The sequence below is a fragment of the Zooshikella ganghwensis DSM 15267 genome (genome assembly GCF_000428585.1).
GTDB classification, from domain to species: Bacteria; Pseudomonadota; Gammaproteobacteria; order Pseudomonadales; family Zooshikellaceae; genus Zooshikella; species Zooshikella ganghwensis.
Window position 1 is genome coordinate 19171 of record NZ_AUAF01000028.1, and the last position, 20170, is coordinate 39340.

At 41.2% G+C, this 20170-nt stretch carries 20 protein-coding genes; 8 read left to right on the top strand and 12 right to left on the bottom strand.

Translation table 11 applies throughout. The features are described from left to right. Positions 1 to 117: 117 nt before the first annotated feature. The 3 genes from F607_RS28795 to F607_RS0108705 are packed head-to-tail and all read right to left on the bottom strand — an operon-like array spanning position 118 to position 3408. Entirely contained in the window at positions 118 to 1344 is a 1227-nt protein-coding gene (locus tag F607_RS28795) for an SAM-dependent methyltransferase (protein ID WP_051311164.1), read from the bottom strand. Then, positions 1337 to 2113 carry a DUF1365 domain-containing protein gene (locus F607_RS28800; RefSeq protein WP_051311166.1) on the bottom strand — a complete coding sequence of 259 codons (777 nt, stop codon included), beginning with the start codon at positions 2111 to 2113 and terminating at the stop codon, positions 1337 to 1339. The genes F607_RS28795 and F607_RS28800 overlap by 8 nt, the downstream gene beginning before the upstream one ends. Beyond that, positions 2110 to 3408 (bottom strand): NAD(P)/FAD-dependent oxidoreductase, encoded by a 1299-nt coding sequence (locus F607_RS0108705; protein WP_038290697.1) that lies wholly within the window; start codon positions 3406 to 3408, stop codon positions 2110 to 2112. The genes F607_RS28800 and F607_RS0108705 overlap by 4 nt, the downstream gene beginning before the upstream one ends. 172 nt (positions 3409 to 3580) lie before the next feature. Here F607_RS0108705 and F607_RS0108710 point away from each other — a divergent pair, with 172 nt between their 5' ends. Then, positions 3581 to 4336, top strand: a complete 756-nt coding sequence (locus F607_RS0108710; RefSeq protein ID WP_027707785.1) for an SDR family NAD(P)-dependent oxidoreductase — start codon at positions 3581 to 3583, stop codon at positions 4334 to 4336. Between the two features lie 217 nt (positions 4337 to 4553). Here F607_RS0108710 and F607_RS28805 read toward each other — a convergent pair whose 3' ends face one another. Together F607_RS28805 and F607_RS0108720 are read right to left on the bottom strand one after the other, a co-directional pair. After that, on the bottom strand, positions 4554 to 5480 hold the full coding sequence (locus tag F607_RS28805) for a MerR family transcriptional regulator (protein WP_051311167.1): 927 nt from the start codon (positions 5478 to 5480) through the stop codon (positions 4554 to 4556). 121 nt (positions 5481 to 5601) lie between these two features. Continuing rightward, the gene (locus tag F607_RS0108720) at positions 5602 to 6570 is read right to left on the bottom strand and encodes a YbgA family protein (protein ID WP_027707786.1); all 969 of its coding nucleotides are present in this window, start codon (positions 6568 to 6570) and stop codon (positions 5602 to 5604) included. 220 nt (positions 6571 to 6790) lie between these two features. On the opposite strand from F607_RS0108720, the gene F607_RS0108725 reads away from it, so the two are divergent. After that, complete coding sequence (locus F607_RS0108725) at positions 6791 to 7252, top strand: PAS domain-containing protein (protein WP_027707787.1); 462 nt, start codon at positions 6791 to 6793, stop codon at positions 7250 to 7252. Positions 7253 to 7321: 69 nt separating this feature from the next. On the opposite strand, the gene F607_RS0108730 is transcribed toward F607_RS0108725, so the two are convergent. From F607_RS0108730 to phrB, 3 genes are read right to left on the bottom strand one after another with little or no spacing between them, the layout of a single operon-like run. Next, positions 7322 to 7840: a DUF2878 domain-containing protein gene (locus tag F607_RS0108730; RefSeq protein WP_027707788.1), complete on the bottom strand. Its 519-nt coding sequence runs from the start codon at positions 7838 to 7840 to the stop codon at positions 7322 to 7324. Next, positions 7837 to 8271, bottom strand: coding sequence for a nuclear transport factor 2 family protein (locus F607_RS0108735; RefSeq protein WP_038290702.1), 435 nt, complete (start codon positions 8269 to 8271; stop codon positions 7837 to 7839). The genes F607_RS0108730 and F607_RS0108735 overlap by 4 nt, the downstream gene beginning before the upstream one ends. After that, positions 8268 to 9692, bottom strand: coding sequence for a deoxyribodipyrimidine photo-lyase (phrB, locus tag F607_RS0108740; protein ID WP_027707790.1), 1425 nt, complete (start codon positions 9690 to 9692; stop codon positions 8268 to 8270). The genes F607_RS0108735 and phrB overlap by 4 nt, the downstream gene beginning before the upstream one ends. A gap of 304 nt (positions 9693 to 9996) precedes the next feature. Between phrB and F607_RS0108745 the strand changes: the two genes are divergently transcribed. Next, positions 9997 to 10899, top strand: a complete 903-nt coding sequence (locus F607_RS0108745; RefSeq protein WP_027707791.1) for a TIGR01777 family oxidoreductase — start codon at positions 9997 to 9999, stop codon at positions 10897 to 10899. A 100-nt stretch (positions 10900 to 10999) separates the two neighbouring features. Here the strand turns inward: F607_RS0108745 and F607_RS0108750 are convergent, their stop codons facing one another. Next, entirely contained in the window at positions 11000 to 11359 is a 360-nt protein-coding gene (locus tag F607_RS0108750; RefSeq protein WP_027707792.1) for a phasin family protein, read from the bottom strand. A gap of 285 nt (positions 11360 to 11644) precedes the next feature. Between F607_RS0108750 and F607_RS0108755 the strand changes: the two genes are divergently transcribed. Together F607_RS0108755 and F607_RS28810 are read left to right on the top strand one after the other, a co-directional pair. Next, entirely contained in the window at positions 11645 to 13456 is a 1812-nt protein-coding gene (locus F607_RS0108755) for an alpha/beta fold hydrolase (RefSeq protein WP_211233618.1), read from the top strand. Positions 13457 to 13477: 21 nt separating this feature from the next. Further along, positions 13478 to 14302 carry an alpha/beta fold hydrolase gene (locus F607_RS28810; protein WP_051311169.1) on the top strand — a complete coding sequence of 275 codons (825 nt, stop codon included), beginning with the start codon at positions 13478 to 13480 and terminating at the stop codon, positions 14300 to 14302. Positions 14303 to 14428: 126 nt separating this feature from the next. Here the strand turns inward: F607_RS28810 and F607_RS28815 are convergent, their stop codons facing one another. Then, the gene (locus F607_RS28815) at positions 14429 to 14860 is read right to left on the bottom strand and encodes a PA2817 family protein (RefSeq protein WP_051311170.1); all 432 of its coding nucleotides are present in this window, start codon (positions 14858 to 14860) and stop codon (positions 14429 to 14431) included. Between the two features lie 203 nt (positions 14861 to 15063). Between F607_RS28815 and F607_RS0108770 the strand changes: the two genes are divergently transcribed. Together F607_RS0108770 and F607_RS0108775 are read left to right on the top strand one after the other, a co-directional pair. Next, entirely contained in the window at positions 15064 to 15987 is a 924-nt protein-coding gene (locus tag F607_RS0108770) for an ABC transporter ATP-binding protein (protein ID WP_027707794.1), read from the top strand. Positions 15988 to 16007: 20 nt separating this feature from the next. After that, positions 16008 to 16781 carry an ABC transporter permease gene (locus tag F607_RS0108775; RefSeq protein WP_420864430.1) on the top strand — a complete coding sequence of 258 codons (774 nt, stop codon included), beginning with the start codon at positions 16008 to 16010 and terminating at the stop codon, positions 16779 to 16781. Between the two features lie 176 nt (positions 16782 to 16957). Here the strand turns inward: F607_RS0108775 and F607_RS0108780 are convergent, their stop codons facing one another. Beyond that, entirely contained in the window at positions 16958 to 18343 is a 1386-nt protein-coding gene (locus F607_RS0108780; protein ID WP_038290704.1) for an adenylate/guanylate cyclase domain-containing protein, read from the bottom strand. A 259-nt stretch (positions 18344 to 18602) separates the two neighbouring features. Then, complete coding sequence (locus F607_RS0108785; RefSeq protein ID WP_027707797.1) at positions 18603 to 19325, bottom strand: endonuclease V; 723 nt, start codon at positions 19323 to 19325, stop codon at positions 18603 to 18605. Between the two features lie 241 nt (positions 19326 to 19566). Between F607_RS0108785 and F607_RS0108790 the strand changes: the two genes are divergently transcribed. After that, positions 19567 to 20127 (top strand): nitroreductase family protein, encoded by a 561-nt coding sequence (locus F607_RS0108790; protein ID WP_027707798.1) that lies wholly within the window; start codon positions 19567 to 19569, stop codon positions 20125 to 20127. Positions 20128 to 20170 lie beyond the last annotated feature (43 nt).

Genomic DNA, 20170 nt, shown 5'->3' on the forward strand with positions numbered 1-20170 from the left:
CCCAAAAAACCGACTCAATGTAGTCGGTTTTTTTGTTTCTGGCTTTTTTCAGTAAAAGGTTTACGGTCTATTCAAGGACTGTAAAGTTGTTGAATGATAAACACTCGTTCTGGCTCATTAGTGGCTTAATGTTAACTGCACGACATTAATTTTATTTATGTTGAAGCCTGCTTCGCAGTAATGTAAATAGTACTTCCAAGTCCTTTGGAAATGATCATCATATCCCAAAGCTTTTAATTCATCTTTTTGTTGGTGAAAATTATCAGACCAGCAGCGAAGTGTTTTTGCATAATCAGCGCCAAATAGCAGGCAGTCTTCAATTTCAAATTCAAACTGTTCAGCAAGTTGCTTTAAATGTGACAGAGTGGGTAACATCCCCCCTGGAAAAATATAGAGCTGAATAAAATCCGGGTTTTTTTCGTAGTGTGAAAAAACGGCTTCATCAATGGTAATCACTTGAATAACTGCTTTTCCACCGGGTTTTAAGCAATGCTTTAGTTTCTGAAAGTAGGTTGGCCACCATTCACGACCCACTGCTTCAAGCATTTCAATAGAGATAATATGATCGTACTGATTAGATAATTCTCGGTAATCACAGAAATGAAAAGAGGTAAGATGACTTAAGCCTGCATTTTTTAAACGTTGCTTTGTGTACTGAAGTTGTTCTTTAGAAAGCGTTATCCCAGTAACTTGTAGGCCGTACAGTGCTGCTTGCTCGGCAAATCCTCCCCACCCACAGCCAATTTCCAGAATGTGTTGACCGGGGTTTGGGTTAAGCATGTCCAATAGCCGTTGATATTTTCGTTGCTGAGCTTCGAATAATGTCAAATCATATTGGGAAACACCTTCACCATAAATAGCGCTAGAGTAAGTCATACTTTTATCCAGCCACTGTATGTAAAACGAATTACTAATATCATAGTGAGCGGCAATATTACGTTTACTTCCTTTTACTGTGTTTTTATGAGATAGGTGACGTATAGTATGTAACCATTTAATAATGTTGAATTTTTTTCCTAACGCTTGATAATAAGGTTCATTAAGTGCGAAAAAAGTAAGTACTTTGCCTAAATCAGCGGTTTGCCAATGATTTTTAATATAGCTTTCAGCAAAACCTACATCACCCCGCCAAAATAAGTGCCAAAGAAATTTTAGTGGTGATTGTACTTCCATATTTGCGGAAGGCCCTGCTTTTGAACCCTTGAAATGAAAATTATGCTCACCCATTTTCAGATGGAGGCTACCAAATTGGGTTTGGTTAAAGGTTTTTATAATGGGTATTAGCCACCATCGGGTTGTGTGATGTGGGCGGCTGGATGTGACTAATGTTTGCTGCTCAGCCATGCGAAACACCTTTTTTTTGCTGCTTGGGATGAGTAAATATGGGCACTTTTCGTAACCATAATTTCAAGGCATGCCAGTGAATCATTGTGATAACTTTCCAGGTCATAAGAGGGATGGATAAAAATAATTTAATAAGCTGTTTATTGTTTGCTGGAATGCGATGGCTGTGTTGGGTCGCCAACAACATAAGAGTTTGATGCTGATAAGTTTTAATGATTGTGAAAAGTTTGTCATTAAAGGGGCTTAAGCGAAATTCATAGTGCATGTCCATTGCCAGGAAAGGTGACACATGAAAGTCTTTGGCCCTTTTAGCAGATATTGTGGATTTAAAGTTATCATGTTTGGGAGATATTACATAACAATGGTTTTCGTTAAAGGTATTGCTCACTTCTAGTACAATAGCTCTCAAATTATTCTGTTCATCAAAACAATACCAATTAGCTAACGGGTTAAAGCTATAACCTAAAACTCTTGGAAAGCACAATAATATAATACGGTGAGGTTTGAAAAATAACTGATGCTTGTGTAAAAGTGTTTTGATCCAAGCTGCTAAATTTGAGCCATCACGCGGTCCAACATCTTTTGGATAAAAACTGAATAAATTAAACCTGTCTATTGAAAAGAAACGACATTGAGAATGGGCTTTTTCTAATTGCAATACATCAACAGCAATGTTAAACACAGAATAATTAAATTTATAATTCACAGGTAAAAAACGCTGATGCATAACATTGCTTTTAAAGAGCAATAAAGCAGGATTACTATTCATTGCTGTTTCACACTTTGTGACTGCTCCCAAGGTGCAGAACAGTTTAATTGATTTGCAACGGCTATAGCTGACTGTAAACCATCTTCATGAAAACCATAACCACAGTAACTACCACAAAACCAGGTATTTTGTTTACCCTGGAGTGTGGGAATGAGCAGCTGTGCTTTTAAGGCATTTACCGTAAAGACGGGATGGTGATAAGTAATTTCACGAATAATGTGCGAGTCTTTCGGAAGAGTGAATGGGTTTAATGAAACAAAATAATTTTTTCTACATTCAAGCTGTTGCAGTAAATTCATCCAGTAAGTTACTGAAACCGAGCTTTGAACAACATTATGTTGTTGGCTTTTTAAATAATTCCACGAAGACCAAACTCGCTGCTGCTTAGGCATTAAGTGTTGGTCAGTATGCAGATAGGCAACATTTTCTTGATAACTGAACGCAGATAAAACTTGTTGCTCTTCAGGCGTAGGGTTATTGAGGATAGGTAATACTTCGTCTGCATGGCAGGCAAACACAACCTGATCACAGCTAATTTTCTGTTTTGAGGTTGTGACTACAATTTGAAGTTTTTGACGGTGTACTTGAGTGGCCGGCTCATTGGTCAGTAATTCCCCTTTAAAGATTTGTAATAATGCTTTGATATATTGGTAACTTCCTTGGGTCACAGTGCGCCATTGTGGTCGGTCATTAATATTGAGCAGGCCATGATTAGCAAAAAATTGTAAAAAACTGCAGGCAGGGAACTGTAGCATTGTTTCATCAGGGCAAGACCAGATAGCTGCGGCCATGGGAAGTAAATACTGTTGTTGCAGTTGATAGGAAAACTGATGATATTCGAGGTAATCATCAAGGGTAATATCAATTGGAATTTGTTTTTTCAGATCTTGTTTTGCGAGTTGATTAAACCTGACTATTTCTCTCAGCATTCGCCAGTAGGAAAGACTAATAATGTTCTTTCGCTGGCCAAATAGAGTGTTAACACTTGTGCCAGCATATTCTAATTCACCATCATTAATTGATGCGGCAAAGCTCATTGAGGTGGGCTGGGTGTGTACGCCTAAATGGTTAAATAGTTGGGAAAGGTGAGGGTAATTTGGCTGGTTGTAAACAATAAAGCCAGTATCTATTGCAAGTAGCTTATTTTCTTCCTCAACCTCAATTGTATTAGTGTGACCACCAAAGTAACCATTTTTTTCAATTAACGTCACACGATAACGTTGACTTAAGAGCCAGGCAGCTGCAAGTCCACTTATACCACTACCAATGACAATAATATGTTGAGCTTGATTCATAGCGTGCAAACCATCTTTGTCTTTAGGTTCATGAGATTGTGCAACTAGCAATGAAATAAGTTGTACGCTAATATTTATTTTGTATAAGAAATATAGGTCGATTTGTAAAAGAAAGCAAGTCAAAATGTATAGGTTGGTGTCACAGCCTTAATTGTTTGAGGAGAGTGGATATATGAATATCAGTGGCAAGTCCTTCTGGCTGGTGGGAGCAAGCAGTGGTATTGGTCGTTCATTAGCGTTGCAACTGGCGGCGCAAGGTGGCAATGTCGCTGTATCTGCTCGCAATGGGCAGGCGTTGACTGAATTACAAAGTCAGGCTCAATCGCTACCAGGCAGTATTCATGCATTCCCACTTGATGCCACTGACCGTGAAGCTTGCCATCATACGCTTGCTGAAATTCAAAAAGAGCTTGGTCCTGTTAACATCAGTGTCCTCAATGCTGGAGTCTATCAGCCTATGACCGTGAGTGACTTTAATGCGCAGACATGTGAACACATATTTACGGTTAACGTTATGTCTACCATTAACTGTTTGGAAGCACTATTACAAAAAGTCGAAGGTTTGGAGCAAATATTAATTACGGGCAGTGTTGCGGGTTATCGGGGGTTACCGTTAGCCGGTGCCTATGGGGCAAGCAAGGCTGCGCTGATTAATCTTGCTGAAGGTTTTAGGTCAGGTTTTTTGAAGCGAGGCATTCAGTTGCGGGTAATAAATCCAGGTTTTGTTGAAACGCCTATGACCGCCAAAAACACCTTTAAAATGCCCGCATTAATATCATCAGACGATGCAGCTAAAGCCATTATTGCTGGACTATCAAAGTCTGGGTTTGAAATAACCTTTCCCAAACGTTTTACCTGGTGGCTTAAACTTCTGAGGATACTGCCTTATTACTGCTATTTTCCTTTACTAAAAAGACTTAATACATAGTGCAATTACTTTGGGTAAAGTGGGTCTTTGTGCTTTTACTGTCGTTGTTAAAAGCACATATCCTGGCTCAGGGCTGTCACATAATAATGTTATTTTTAAAAAAGTCATTTTCTGAAGTAGCTTTGTTCAAAGTCTGTATAACGCTTGTTGAACACGCCATAAATCCTTCCTTGGAAGAGCTCAGCCAGCCAGCTTACAACGCATTGGCGGTGTTAAATTACTTCAGGTGTGTGTTTATTTGCTTGATTAAGTCTGTATTATCAGTCGCAGTGATGGTTGAGGTGGTATGTAATTGTTGCTCGTGAATCATTGTGCACTGTCCTGTCAGGATCAGTGGCACTGTTAGTAATTGCTGTAAATGTTGCAATTCTTTTTGAAGAACGTGTCGCTCGAAAGCCGATTGGCTGAAAATAATAACGGCTTGGCTTTGCAGTTTTTCAACAGCAAGAGAGACTTCATCATAAGGCAGTTTGCCAGCGAGAAGTTGTACATGATAGTTGTGTGCACTTAACGCTAATGCTGTGAGTAAAAGGTCAATGATTTCAAACTCGGTATGTATTGTTGTCGCTAACTGAGTCAGTAGTACTTTGGGACCCGTTGTTGATTTATTATTGTGATACAGGCGTGTCGTTAATTTTGCCCGTAACTGGGTGAGTAAAAAGCACTGTTCTGCTATTTGACCAAATTGTCCCTGCCAGTTTTTTTTAAGCTGGATAATCACAGGCTTTATTAGGTTTTCACTGACTATATCAATAGGATAAATGGCAAGTGCCTGATTATAAATATCATCCAATTTATCGTCATTAAAGGTTTTTACGGCATTAATAAATTGAGTTTGAGCTATTTGCCAGTTATCAACATTGCTACCTGGTGCAGTTTGCGATTTAGTGTTGTTTACATTTGCGAGTAAAGCTTTGACTTTACTGACAGCCACTCCGCGGTTTATCCACTCTAAAATACTTTTTATTTGGGTAACATGCTCTTGGTCATAAAGCCGATGCCCTTTAGCGGTTCGGTAAGGGGTAATCAGTCCATAGCGTCTTTCCCAGGCACGCAGTGTTACAGCGTTGACTCCTGTCAGCCTGGACACTTCCCGGATGGGAATTAAGCCTTCTGTATTTTCATTAACAACTAATTCAGTCATTTTTATTTCAATAGAGTATAAAATATATGACGTCTAGTTTAGCGTGCACTTAATGCGGCGTATATAGCCCGAAATTGGTAATGCTTGTTCATTATGGTATGTGCATCGCCAGCAAAAGGTTTTAAATAGCATTTCTTAACCCTAGCTCATCGGGGTAAGGTGATAAGTACATCTGCTGTTGTATAAATGTATTACCATGCAGTTTTATAAAGTGTTTAAGTAGCGTTATTGGAACAATAAGTGGTAAGAATCCTTGACGATATTGATGAATGATATAGAGGATTTCACCACGTTCAGCTTGTAGCAAAGCATGTTTTAGGAAGCCTAAAATATGCATAAGTACATTTGAATGTGTTTTGCGCGTAGCGCGTTGTTGCAACGCTTTCATAAAGATATGCTGATAAGTGTTGGCGGTTTCAGCAATATTAGAGGAGTCAATATTAGCGACCAGCTGACCTAAACGTGAATAATCTTCAGGTGAGTGAGCTAGCACTGAATATTTATAACGTGTATGAAATTGAATCAGTGCCGAAGGTGTCAGGTCTTGCATTAGCTGCTGCCAGCTATGGTAAGCGATCACTCTGTTAATAAAGTTTTCTCTTAGTATAGGATCATGTAAGCGACCTTCTTCTTCAACAGGCATAAGTGGAAGGTGTTTCATAATTTGCTGAGCATAAAGGCCTGTACCAGAATTACGATGAGGGTAGCCGTTAGATTGGTAAACTTTGACTCGTTCCATACCGCAGCTGGGTGACTTTTGCATCAAGATGTAGCCACTTAAATGCTGGAGCTGTTTAGCTTGCTTGGCGCCATATTCCTGCAAGGCTTCTGTGACATCGAGGTCAGGGTTAACAGAGCCAATGGCACGAGGTTGTTCTGGGTTACCGACTAAGCGAATAGGTTCCCGGGGTACACCCATTCCAATACCAACCTCGGGGCATATAGGTACATAGTTAAATATACGGCTGAGCTGATTTAAACAGAAAGATGATCGCTTGTGGCCGCCGTTGAAACGTACCTTGTGACCCAGCAAACAAGCACTGATACCAACTTGGATTGGGGATACAGAGTTAGTGGTTGATGAGTTCATTAAACGGTTCCTTGCGCAGCTTGTTTATTTAAACTTTCTTGTACAAATATAGTTTTGCTGTACAAGTTTGTAAAGTGGCTTAGCGCTACTATTTGTTCATAAAAACATAACCGGTTAGCGATAACTGGTTAAGTGACAGCAATTTGGCTGAGATACGTTGTTAGCCAGTGTTATAGTTATTATCAAAAATAAAACTGCCAGGAGTGTAAGGAGAAGCCTTGTGATAACTGCGGAGTTAATGGAACGTTTGGTCAATGCTTCTAATGATGGTGTTGTTGTTGCTGAGCGAGAAGGTGATGAGAGCATCTTGATTTATGTGAACCCTGCATTTGAACGTTTAACAGGGTATACAGCAGATGAGATTTTATACCAGGACTGTCGCTTTTTGCAGGGAAATGACCGTGAGCAAGAGGGTATTGAAAAGGTCAGAGAAGCTATCAGGAATAATCAATCAACTTGTCAGGTTTTACGAAATTATCGTAAAGATGGCTCTATGTTTTGGAATGAGTTACGACTAACACCTGTGTTTGATAATGAAGAGCAACTCCAGTATTACATTGGAATTCAGCGTGATGTCACCGCGGAAATAGAGGCTAAGCAAAGACTGAAGCAGGTCAAACATGATCTAGATATTGCGATGGAACTACTGGCTTCTTATCAATCAAAATTTGGTCCGCTATAGGGTAGAGGGTTATATAAAATTAAAGGCTTCGGTTTTATTTTCAACATGGTAACTTACTAGCCTTTTTAATTATGACTTTGTCAGAGCACTTTTTTTGGAAAACAGTTCGGCAAAACTTAGTAACAATGGGAATAAAACAGCCCAGCAAATACCGATAGTCACTAAACCTGTGGTATCAATGGTGACGAGTGTTAACTGGCTTCCTGCAAAATAGCTAAATGCTGCGAAAGGGGGAGCAAGTGCCATACTCAATAAGGGCCTGGACTGAAGCCACTTTAAACAATGATTTAACAACGTTGCGAATAGGATCCATAAGCAACTAAGCCATAATGGAATCAGTAATGATGGGGTCGGCAGCTGGATAATATTCATCTGCACTAAAAAGCTATCAAGTGCTGAGCCTAGTAGCCATGTGATCAGAATAATGTCGCGCTCAGTGCGCCAGTTACCAATCCACTTGAAGTGGATAACCAAAATAACTAATGTTGAGATTAACGCAGGTAATGAACCTGTTAGCACACAAATAAACCAGCCTACCTCAAAAAGCAGGGCATTTGCTATCAAAGCCGAAGGGGCATTTAACTTCATGCTGCTGCCTTTTTCTTGATAAAGCGAATGAGTTTACCTAACACAGGAAGTTGCTCGTAGAGCATAGCACCTAAGTCAAAAAAGTCCTGATGCTGCGATACCAAGCCAGTGTTATTAAAATGTAGAAGGCTAACACCTTCTACATTAATACTTTTTTGCGGTAAGCGCTGGTGTTGAAACGTCATTCTCCAAGGTTGCGTGACATGGTGAGGAGGGGCCAGCCAGGCAGCTTTGAACTCAAACTGCAAATAAGATACCTCTTGATACATGTTTTCAAAATAACGTGTTACTTGGTCTAATCCTAAATGGGTGCCAAGTGGGTCTGAAAACACAACATCTTCAGTATATAAAGTTGATAAAGGCGATAAGTTATTAGCACCTAATTGCTGAAAAGTGGTTAAAAACTGTTGTAAAAAGTGTTCAAGACTCATGTGCCTAATTCCTTAAACGCCGCGATGGTCTGTACCCGGGCAACACTGTGGTCGACAATAGGGCGAGGATAATCTGGAATCACTTCTTCAGCGGATAAACCTTTATAAGGTTCATGAATTCGTTTATTCGGTACGTCAGCGAGAGCTGGTAAATACTGACGTATGAATGTGCCTTCTGGGTCAAATCGTTGACCTTGGGTTGTAGGGTTAAATATACGAAAATAAGGAGCAGCGTCCGTGCCAGTTGAGGCAGACCACTGCCAACCACCATTATTGGCTGCCAAGTCACCATCCACCAGGTGTTGCATAAAAAAAGCTTCACCCAGTCGCCAATCAATAAATAAGTCTTTAGTTAAAAACATGGCGGTTATCATCCGTAACCGGTTATGCATCCATCCAGTTTGGACCAGTTGTTTCATCGCGGCATCGACAATAGGGTAGCCTGTTTCGCCTTGGCACCATGCTTGAAAAAGGTCTGTGTCATGCTGCCAAGCTAAGTTATCCGTTTCTGATTTAAAGGGTTTGTGTTTGCTAACGGCAGGATAACCACACAGAATGTGAATATAAAATTCGCGCCAAATAAGTTCATTAATCCAACATTCAATACCTGGATTCCCACCCTCGATTTGGCCTTCATTATGCTGCAATGCGGTAATAATGCATTGACGGAGTGAAATGATACCGAGTGTGAGATAAGCCGATAATTGACTTGTGCCGGTAACGGCTGGAAAGTCACGATCGGTTTTATAATTAACAGCTTTTTCACTAAGAAAGTGGTTAAGTCTTTGCTGAGCGGCAGACTCTCCTGGTGGCCAGCATTGCAGGATGTTATCTACGGCAGATTGGGTATATGTTTCATCGAAACCATCACTCAGGACATTGACTGTAATGGCGCGCTGCGTCTGGGGCATTGGCAGTAAGTGACAAGGTGAGCGATAAAACTCAGCAATAAAAGAGCGACGAAACTGGCTATATACTTTGTAATACTCTCCTTGTTTGGTCAGCAATGAACCAGGCTTGCAGACGACAGCATCAGTATGAGCTTCAAACTGAAGTCCATGACTAATACACATTTGAGCAACTTGTTGGTCCCGTTTTTGCTCATTGGCACCATACTCTTCATTACAGGTGACAGCTGAACATTTGAGCTGAAGCGCCAAATGCATAAGATACTGGGCAGTGTCATCAAAGTGATTCAGCTGTTTAATAATGAGTGGAATATTGAGTAACTGTAATTGCTGTTGTAATTCTTTTACGGTAGCTAAAGCTAATTTGATTTTATTTGGACTATCATTATGTTGTTGCCATTGAGCAGGATAAAGGCAATAGACAGCAATTACAGGTCCACGCATTGAGGCATGATAAAGTGCTGTATTGTCTTGGACTCTTAAATCGTTTCGAAACCAAACCAATGATGTCATTTAGAATCCTTGTGAAATAATTGCGGATTACACTTTTTTCAAATCAAATGTGCTTAATAATGACTTGTTATGCTGCTTTAGCTTGCATTGCTAGCGTAATAGCCTGAGTCGATACGTTAAACGGGTTAATTAAGCACCTTTGAAATGGATAAAAATAAAAAGATTAAAACGAAAGTGTCTTCTATAGTATGTTGCTTGGTTGCAATATTTTGTCTTGAAACTGTTGCACTGAGACCAAAGTCATAAGAATATATATAATATTGTACATTATTTTAATTTTGTACAATTATTTTGTGGGTGGACTATGCAGATTTTAATTACTGGGGGAACAGGTTTTATTGGTCAAGGCTTGGTTAAGCAGTGGCTGACCAGAGGCTGGAGCTTAACGGTACTGACTCGAAATGTATCGAAATGGCAGCAAACGTTGCCTCAAGTTAGGTGGTTCAGTCATTGGGATGAGTTAGGCAAAGATGAAAATTGGGATGCAATTATTAACCTGGCGGGTGAGCCTATCCTTGATAAACGTTGGACAGAGCAACGCAAAGCATCCTTATTGGCCAGTCGAGTTGGTGTGACTCAGCATTTATATCAATATGTCACTTCTCTTGCTTATATGCCCAAGCGGCTGATTAGCGGATCTGCGATTGGTTACTATGGCTTCCATCTTCCTGAAGTAGAGTTAACTGAAGATTCTCAGCCTGGTCAGGATTTTGCGGCTCAACTATGCGTCGCCTGGGAACAGGTTGCAGATGAGATTCGACAGCTTGGAATTGCGACCTGTTGTGTGAGAACGGGGGTGGTGCTTGGTCATGGTGGTGCATTACAAAAAATGTTACCCCCTTTTAAATTGGGCCTAGGGGGACCGATTGGTACAGGCAAACAGATTTTCTCATGGATTCATTACGATGATATGTTGGCATGTATTGACTGGTTGCTACAGAATCCAAATATTTGTGGTGTGATCAATGCTACTGCACCACAGTCAGTGAGTAACGCCGAGTTTGCGATGCAGTTAGGTAAAGTACTTCACCGTCCTGCATTTTGTCGGGTTCCCGCCACTGCGCTTGAACTTTTGCTTGGGCGAGAAGCATCTGCAATGTTATTACAGGGTCAACGCGTTCTTCCTAAAAGGCTGTTAGAAGAAGGGTTTACATTTAAGTACCCAGATATTGCGAGTACATTATCCCACTTATTGGCGCAGCATTGAGCAATCTCACAACACCATTCATTGAGCGTAGAATAATCAGTTTTAAACGATTAAAAGGATTTAATTATGCTTGAATTGAAAGTTTATCCTCGAATATAAACTAGGAGGCTTTACGAGATCCTGTTGGTGACTGAGGTGTTCTAAGTGTGTCTAATGTATTTCTTAGCAGGTTAAGTTCATGTTTAAGTTTGTCAAACTCAGTTTGAGAACTGCTATTTAGATTGTTTTCCACAAGCGTTGCTACTTTATCGATGGTCTGCTTTTTAAAACTATGAGTGAGCCGGTCCAGCCGATCTCGTTCCCGGCGCTCGATAATTTCGCCTTGATCAGCTAAATAATGGAATAATCTTATCCCTTCATTAACGGCTTTACCAAATAACACTAAGGATCCAAGCCCTGCTAACCATAACCGTTGCGGGAGGAGCGTTAATTTAAACTGTGGAGTTTTATGGTTTGCCATAAGTGATGCCTAACCTTGCACAGTTGTAGGGAATAAGTGGGGTATGTTACGCTGAATACGACACAGGATGTGTAGTGTTCTTAGTGGAAAACATAGTCAACATTTATACTATCGACAAGCAAATTTTAAATTCAGGGATTCGCTTTCATTAAATTGCAATCGCCGTATTCTCACAATAGTCTGGCTGGGATAACAAATAAGCCTGCTTTGTAGGTGGTAACTTGGCAAGACGGTAGAGTCAGACGTTTTTCGTAGGCAAGGCTGTAAAATAGGACATGAACTGACATGGATGCTCAAGCCGCTAAAAATATTTCTGAAAATATTTCACAAAAAATTGCAGATTTATCACAGGCAATTGACCATTTGGAGCATGATGACTCCCAGGCTGCAAAACGTTTCCGACGACAGTTAAAAAATACTCTGGCTCATCATGAGGCGGACCAAGAAAGCTATATTGATTATGAAAATATGGCTGGTCCCAATCCAATCATTGGGATTCATAGCAAAGATGTGTTTGATACCCTGTCAGTTATGCTAAAGCAAGCTTTGTCCAATCCTCGGAGTATTTTTCAGCAAACATTACGCTTAGGTGGGGATTGGCTACAGGTTTTATTGGGTAATTCCAGTTTGCGGCCAGATGCACGTGACCATCGATTTCAAGATGCGGCCTGGTATGACAGTATTTTTTTCCGCCGTTTAATGCAAGGCTATTTTGCCTGGCATCACCGCCTTCATGAGTGGATTGAGGAAAGCGATTTAACTGAGTGTGATCGGCGCCGAGCGACGTTTATATTATCGATTCTTACAGAGGCATGTTCCCCAACAAATACCTTACTAAACCCTGAAGCCCTTAAGCGCTGTGTTGAAACCTCTGGAGTGAGTTTAGTGCAAGGTGCACGACATTTTGTGCATGACTGGCTGCACAATGGAGGCTTACCTTCTCAGGTCAATATGAAAGCATTCTGTGTGGGGGAAAATATTGCTGTTTCACCTGGTGCTGTAGTTTTTCGCAATGAGTTATTGGAGTTGTTGCAGTATCAACCTACAACGACTGAGGTATGGCAACGGCCACTATTTTTAATTCCTCCACAGATTAATAAATATTACATTTTTGATTTAATCCCTGAAAAAAGCTTTATCCAGCATGCCACCCAGCAAGGGATGCAAGTGTTTGTTTGCAGCTGGCGCAATCCTAAAATTGAGCAGCGCGACTGGGGATTAGAAAACTATGTTGTGGCACTGGAAGATGCTCTGGATGCCGTGATTGAAATTACCGGTAGCCACGATGTGAATGTAATGGGCGCTTGCTCTGGCGGCATAACTGCAGCAACCTTGTTAGGGTATTTGGCCGCTGCCAATAAATCAAAAGTAAATAGTTTTACCTTAATGGTCAGTGTGCTGGATCTTAATATCGATAATGATGCTGCGCTGTTTGCTACAGATCGTTCTCTGGCTCAGGCTAAAAGCTACTCTCATCGACGTGGCGTATTAGAAGGCAAAGATTTAGCCCGTGTATTTGCTTGGATGCGTCCTAATGATTTGATTTGGCATTACTGGGTTAATAATTACTTACTTGGTTATGAACCCCCAGCCAATGAAGTCTTATATTGGAATAATGATACCACGCGACTTCCTGCTGAATTGCATGGTGAGTTTATTGAAATGTATGAAGAGAACCCACTGCATAAACCGGGCTTATTAAAAATATGTCATCAGCCCATCGATTTAAAGCAGGTTACCGTGGATACCTATATCATGGCGGGCATGACAGATCATATTACCCCATGGGAAGCATGTTATCGCTCTTCACATTTGTTTGGGGGAAAATGTCAGTTTGTTCTGAGTAACAGTGGTCATATCCAAAGTATCTTGAATCCACCGGACAATAAAAAAAGCTATTACTTTTTAAATCATGAGCACCCTAAAACCGCTAAAGAATGGAAACTAGGTGCTCATCGAATAGGTGGCAGTTGGTGGGTACATTGGATTGACTGGATTAGTCAGCGCTCGGCGGAAAAAGTACCGGCCCCACAACAGCTTGGTAGTGCTTCCTACCCTGCTTTGGATATAGCACCAGGCACCTATGTTCATGAATAGTTACTGACTGAGGTAGCTATTATGTACAAAGCCGCGGCTGTGAGCTTAACGATGGTGGATGAAACGCTAAATAAAACGAGTCAAAGAGCATTTGAAATTGATTTTTTAAACATAGGAGGGTATAGCGTTCGGGTTGGCATTGTGCCAGGAAACCGGCATAAAACCCCTATCTTGTTGTTTAATGGCATTGCTACCAGTTTCGAGTTTGCTCAACCCTTTGCCCAAGCTTTAGATGATGTAACGTTAATAACCTTTGATATACCTGGGGTTGGAGGTTCACCGACACCACTCATGCCACCTCGATTTCCGCAACTGTCGTTTTTAACAGAGCAATTACTCGATGAGTTGAACCTTGGGCAGGTTAATGTGATTGGTTACTCCTGGGGAGGCGCACTGGCACAACAGTTTACTTATGATCATCCACAACGGGTTAAACAGCTGATATTAGCGGCAACCACTATGGGGATGGTGGCGATACCAGGTTTGCCTATGGAACTGTTCAAGCTGTTGAAACCAGGCATATTGTTGGGTTCACTGAAAAAAATATCCATCCAGCAGGCTGCTGGTTGCCAATGGGTTATTCCTCAGCAAGGGCCTCGTGGCTTTTGGTATCAGTTAATCACCGGGTGGGGGTGGACCAGTGCTTATTGGTTACGCAAAATTAAGACTAAAACACTGTTGTTAGCGGGTGATCATGACTTGATGGTACCTTCAATTAATTTGAAAGTGATGCAGCAGCTCATGCCAAATGCCCAGTTTCGCTCCATTAGTGGTGATCATTTCTTTATGGTGACTCAGCCTCGTGCATGTGCGCGAATGATAGGTGAGTTCTGCGAGTATTTTTAGCGTTGCCCACATATCCTTTTACTCTATTCATCATGCTATTAAGGAAAAAGGATATGTGTGGGTATAAGAATACCAGGCCAAAGCTATGTGATTTTAGTCGCTGTTATATTTGTGGTCGCTGTATTATTAATGATAGTCACTTGGTGAAGTAGGCACTTGAGTTGGTTGTAGCTTACTTACCTCATCATCCCAGTCAAAACTGGCTTTTGCATCTTGAGCCGCAAAGCGCTGTTCTTCGAGCATTTGAAACTTCTGAATCTCTTCATCAGGCATAAAATGAAGACAGTCACCACCTAGTAACCACAATAAGTCACGGGGTAAGAGGGGCGTTAGTTGAGGGTAGTAGGTGATGAGCTGGCTAATAATCTCTTGACCCAGAAACAGTGCATCAGGTGTTTGATCTGACAAGGCTTGTTTTAATTCATCAAGACGAGACAGCCATGCTGTATATTGATCAGAATTGGAAAACAACGTCTGTTGTTGTGCTAAGCACTGTTTTACGTGCTCAATACGGTTTAGTAAGCGCTGTAGCTGTTCTGGTAGTTGCAAATCAGTCACGCGGAATGTTTTCCTCTTTCTGTCATAGCTTGTAAACAAGGTGAGTTTGATTAGTGTGTATCAATCAACAATAAAGTAGCACCTAAAGAATGGAGCCTACACAACCTAAAATACCTTGTAAAATGAATGGTTAGTGTTTGTGAATAGGCAGTATACAATACCTACTTTTAATTGATTTTGCAGCAACCGGCTAAAGAGATGTTATGGCAACCGCACTTGAAATTACTGATTTACACAAGACATATAGCAATGGACATCAGGCGCTGAAGGGAATCAGTTTTGCTGTGCAACAGGGCGACTTTTTTGCGTTACTAGGTCCAAATGGTGCAGGTAAGTCCACCACTATTGGCATTATCTGTGCGCTGGTAAATAAGACATCAGGTCAGGTAAAAATCTTTGGCGATGATATGGATCAAAGCCCAAATAAAGTGAAACAGCACCTAGGTGTAGTACCTCAAGAATTTAATTTTAACCAGTTTGAAAAAACAGCGGATATTCTCATTACGCAGGCAGGTTACTACGGTATTCCATATAAGGAGTCTATTGAGCGAGCCGAACATTATTTGCACAAGCTGGGGTTATGGGAGAAGCGTGGTGAACAGTCACGCTTGCTTTCTGGAGGAATGAAACGACGTTTAATGATCGCGCGAGCACTTATTCATCAGCCTAAGTTACTTATTTTAGATGAACCTACAGCGGGCGTTGATATTGAGCTTAGGCGTTCGATGTGGGACTTTTTACAGGAAATAAACCAACAGGGTATCACCATTATTTTAACGACACACTATTTAGAAGAAGCAGAGCAATTGTGTCGTAATATTGCCATTATTGATCATGGTCGGCTGGTGCAAAATACCAGTATGAAAGCATTATTGCGCACATTACATATGCAAACCTTTATTTTTGACGCAACTACACTGCTTCCTGATCAGTTAAGTCTGTCAGGTTATACCTGCCGCCGGTTGGATGATCATTCGTTTGAAGTAGATGTGGACCATGAGCAAGATTTAAACGAATTATTCAATCAGTTCTCTGCACAAAAACTCGCTATTTCTAGTATGCGAAATAAAGCAAACCGGTTAGAAGAGCTTTTTGTATCTTTAGTTGATAAGAATTTGCAGCGTTAATTTCAGGAGTGGTAGCCATGATGTGGCAGCAATATTGGACAGCATTTGTCACAATTTATATTCGAGAAGTACGGCGGTTTCTGCGTATTTGGCCTCAAACGCTGCTTCCTCCCGCAATAACAATGGTATTGTACTTTATCATTTTTGGAACGGTTATTGGGTCGCGCATTGGGCAAATGGAAGGTTACAGTTACATGGAGTATGTGGTGCCCGGACTGATAATGATGTCGGTGATTACGAATGCCTACAATAATGTGGCATCATCATTTTTCAGTAATAAATTTCAACGCAGTGTTGAAGAGCTTTTGGTGGCGCCTATACCCAATAGCATTATATTAGCGGGCTTTGTCCTGGGGGGAGTGACGCGTGGTTTAGCGGTCGGTTTTATCGTCACGTTACTCTCATTAGCCTTTACAACGCTGCCAATCCATAATATTTGGATAACGATGTTAGCTGTATTATTAACGGCCATTGTATTTTCGCTGGGTGGGTTTATTAATGCTATTTATGCGGATAAATTTGATGATATTTCAATTATTCCCACCTTTGTTCTAACCCCTTTAACCTATTTAGGTGGGGTATTTTATTCGGTTAATATTTTGCCGGATTTTTGGGGATATATTTCTTTGGCAAACCCGATCCTCTACATGGTGAATGCATTTCGTTATGGCATTTTAGGTCACTCTGATGGCATCAGTATTGGTTTGGCTATGCTTATTTTAGCGGGGTTTGCTGCGGTACTCAGTTACTATTGCCTGCATTTATTACGGACAGGTAAAGGGTTACGGCACTGATCGCGGGCTAATTTTAAGGAGCTTTTTTGTTGACGATGACTCAAGAAAAAAGCTTCATTCATTTTGATGGGGATTATAGGGCTACGAAGTATCAGTGCTGTAATAGTAATGACATAACAAGCCCTAGTGATTAATAAGTAATTTGGTTTGCAATAGATGAAATTAACCAATAATCCTTAAATAATAACTTGATCACGCAATGTTTGCGCGGCCTTTTCAAGGGATTTGATTATTTTTTCTTTGTCGTAGCGCTCAACATTATCCGTGTCCAAATACATGGAAAAGCCTTGTACTTCATGCTCAATGAAGCTTTGTCTCGCACCTAAGTCTCTTCGAAAATCAACAACCTGATAGATTGGTACGGGGCGACTAAAACCTTTGACTGAAATTTTCCCCTTGTCCCGACACATAATAACGTCTTTGATCATAGAGTAGGTTTCGTAAGCAATGAGAATTTCATTTGGCTCTGCACTGCTTTCTAAGCGGCTGGCTAAGTTAACTTCCTTACCAATCAAGGTATAGTCCATTCGTGACTCGGCGCCAAAGTTGCCTACGGTACAATACCCGGTATTGATTCCCATGCGGATTTCAAGCGGTTTGCGAACGCCTTGACTGCGCCATTGTTGACGGAGCACTTTCATATGCTTACGCATCGCGATTGCCATAGAGACTGCCGCAATGGCATCTTTTTTGGCACCCTGGCTTTTAGGGTCACCAAAAAATACCATCATGCTGTCGCCCACAAACTTATCAATGGTACCGCCAAAACGCAGGGCAATTTTGGACATTTCGGTGAGGTAGTTATTCAATAAATCAGTGAGTGCTTCAGCTTCCATTTCCTCTGACAGTTCAGTGAAGCCTTTAATATCAGAAAAGAATACAGAAAGCTTTTTACGCTGGGTTTCTAGCCGAATATCTCGCTTACCCGAGAAAATAAGGTGATGTAGTTGAGGTGAGATGTATTTGCGTAGGTTATTCGCGATGATCATATTTTTTTCTTTCAGCAGCTTAACCTCTTCCTGGGCATGGTTGAGCTCAACAGACAAAGCATAGAAATAGTAAGCCACATACAGGATATAAACGCCGCCACTAATACCGCTACTGATAATGACAAGGATGGGGGGAGCAGCGGCGAGCATACTACCCCCAAATAAGTAGCCTAACATGGCACTCGCGATTAAGAAGAGGTTAGTGGTGGCTAATAAGCGTGTGCCCGCAAAAATTAAGGTGCTGAACTCCAGCATGATGATGAAGATGACTGTAGAGGCCACTGAAAAGCCGATCAGCCCTATCAACAAGCCGCAGTGAATAGCATCAATGTAATGTAAAATGCGTCTTGTCGTGAAGTTATGTTTGACGACAAAGTACCTGGAAATCAGGTAGCTGATATGAGGATATATCAGCGCATAGATAAGCAACCAAAGGGTTTTGTGAGCCAGATGGTTGGTATAGGAGGCTGCTGCGATCATCACCGCTGCGGCTAAATAAGCCAGTATGCGAATGTTATAGTCGCGAATAGCAGGACTTTGACTCAGAGTGGTACTACTGATCCTTTTCTGCATGGTAATTAAACTGCACTTATACTGCGAGCTGACTATAAATCACTAATTGATTTGCCTGACTTACAAAATCATTGAATCACTATGGATTCAGATTAGCTCTTAAGTTGTTCCCTGCAACACCTTTACACGAACCTAATGATGGCAAGCTATAAATTGAACGCAGGAAGATCCAAGCAAGGTAGGCAAAAACCGGAATTTTTACCGGACTTTATCATAAAGTATTAATGCTCGCTCATTTTATTTTCCTGACCGATTAGTTTTAAGCTGACTGTTGTATGGCTGTGGTTGCATCTGTTTCAGGTGATTGTTTGGTTAACACAAGACCGAATGGTTGCGGGCAATATAAGGCGGATAAACGGGTATTATCGATGCTTTCAGGGATACACAGTAGGGTGTACTTCAGTGCGGTTTTTAGATCAATACGGTGACCGATTGAAATATAAACAGGGGGTAATGGGTTACACACTCGAAGTAGTGCACTGTGATATAAATCATCAGTCTTTAATGGGAACCATGATCCGCGCTTTTTACCGAGTCGCTGGCTTAGCTCACTATGAGGTGCTGAACGGATACCAAATGTAGGTGTGTTGGTAAGTAAGCCGATATGACTTGCAATTCCAAAACGGGTTGGTGGTATTAAACCACGCCCATCACAGATGATCAGGTCTGGTGTTCGCTGTAATTGTTGTAACGCTTTGACAATTAACGGTGCTTTGCAAAATGAAAAGACGTTAGGCGCCAAAGGATCAGACAGCTTTTCAGAAAGCACATATTGCTCAACCATTTTCAATTCTGGCAATGACAGCAGCGAGACTTTAGCACTACCACAACCATTGTGTTGGTTGTAGGCAAACTGAGCCCGAGCGATGAAGCGAACAGTACGAACTTGATTATCCGTTACTATCCATTCCCGCAGGTATTTTTGAATAGCCTCCGCTTGTGGTTGTGTTACTTGCCAGGGATGGAGTTGATGTATTTTCATGCAGTGCTTGCTTGGTTCACACTATCAATATTATTTATGTCACAAAACTGACTAATCCTAGCTTGAGTCTAGAAGGAATGGAAGTCGATTTAAACTAAAAAAATCGATAGACTGTCATGTAAATGAAAATAAATCTCATTTAGCAAGTATATATACCTCTAATAAAGCCTAAAGAGCTGCTTTAGGTTTTACCTTATGAGTACTCAAGAACAGCCTAGAGGCTAAGTTGACTGGAACAACTATGGACACACTGACAGCTTTACATACCCGCGTTTCTTTTCCTCGTCTGAGTGAGCCTGCCCCTAATGAAGATCAGTTAGAGGCTATCTTCCAAGCAGCATTACGTGCACCTGATCATGCGATGCTGAGGCCCTGGCGCTTTTTGACTATTGCTGGAGAACAGCGTAGTCAGCTAGGTCAGCTTTTGGTGGCTGCCGCTAAGCAAGCAAATCCTCAAATTACAGATGCTGAACAGAATAAACTGCTACAAGCACCATTGCGTGCTCCTTTGCTGGTAGCTGTTATCTGTTCGCCAAAGTTTCATGCCAAAGTACCTGAATTAGAGCAACTATTGTCTACTGCTGCTGCAGTACAAAATATGTTGCTTGCTGCATATGCGCTTGGTGTCGGTGCTATGTGGCGAACAGGGCTGATTAGCTATCATGAGCATGTGCAGCAGGGGCTAGGATTAAGCAATACAGAAAAACTATTAGGCTTTGTTTACATGGGGCAGCCCGTTGGACAGCCTAAATCCATCATGCCACTGGATACCAAAGATTATTTTCAACCCTGGCAGGGTTAGACCTATTTATGCTGAGCAGTGGGCTTTACCTTATTCTTTGGTG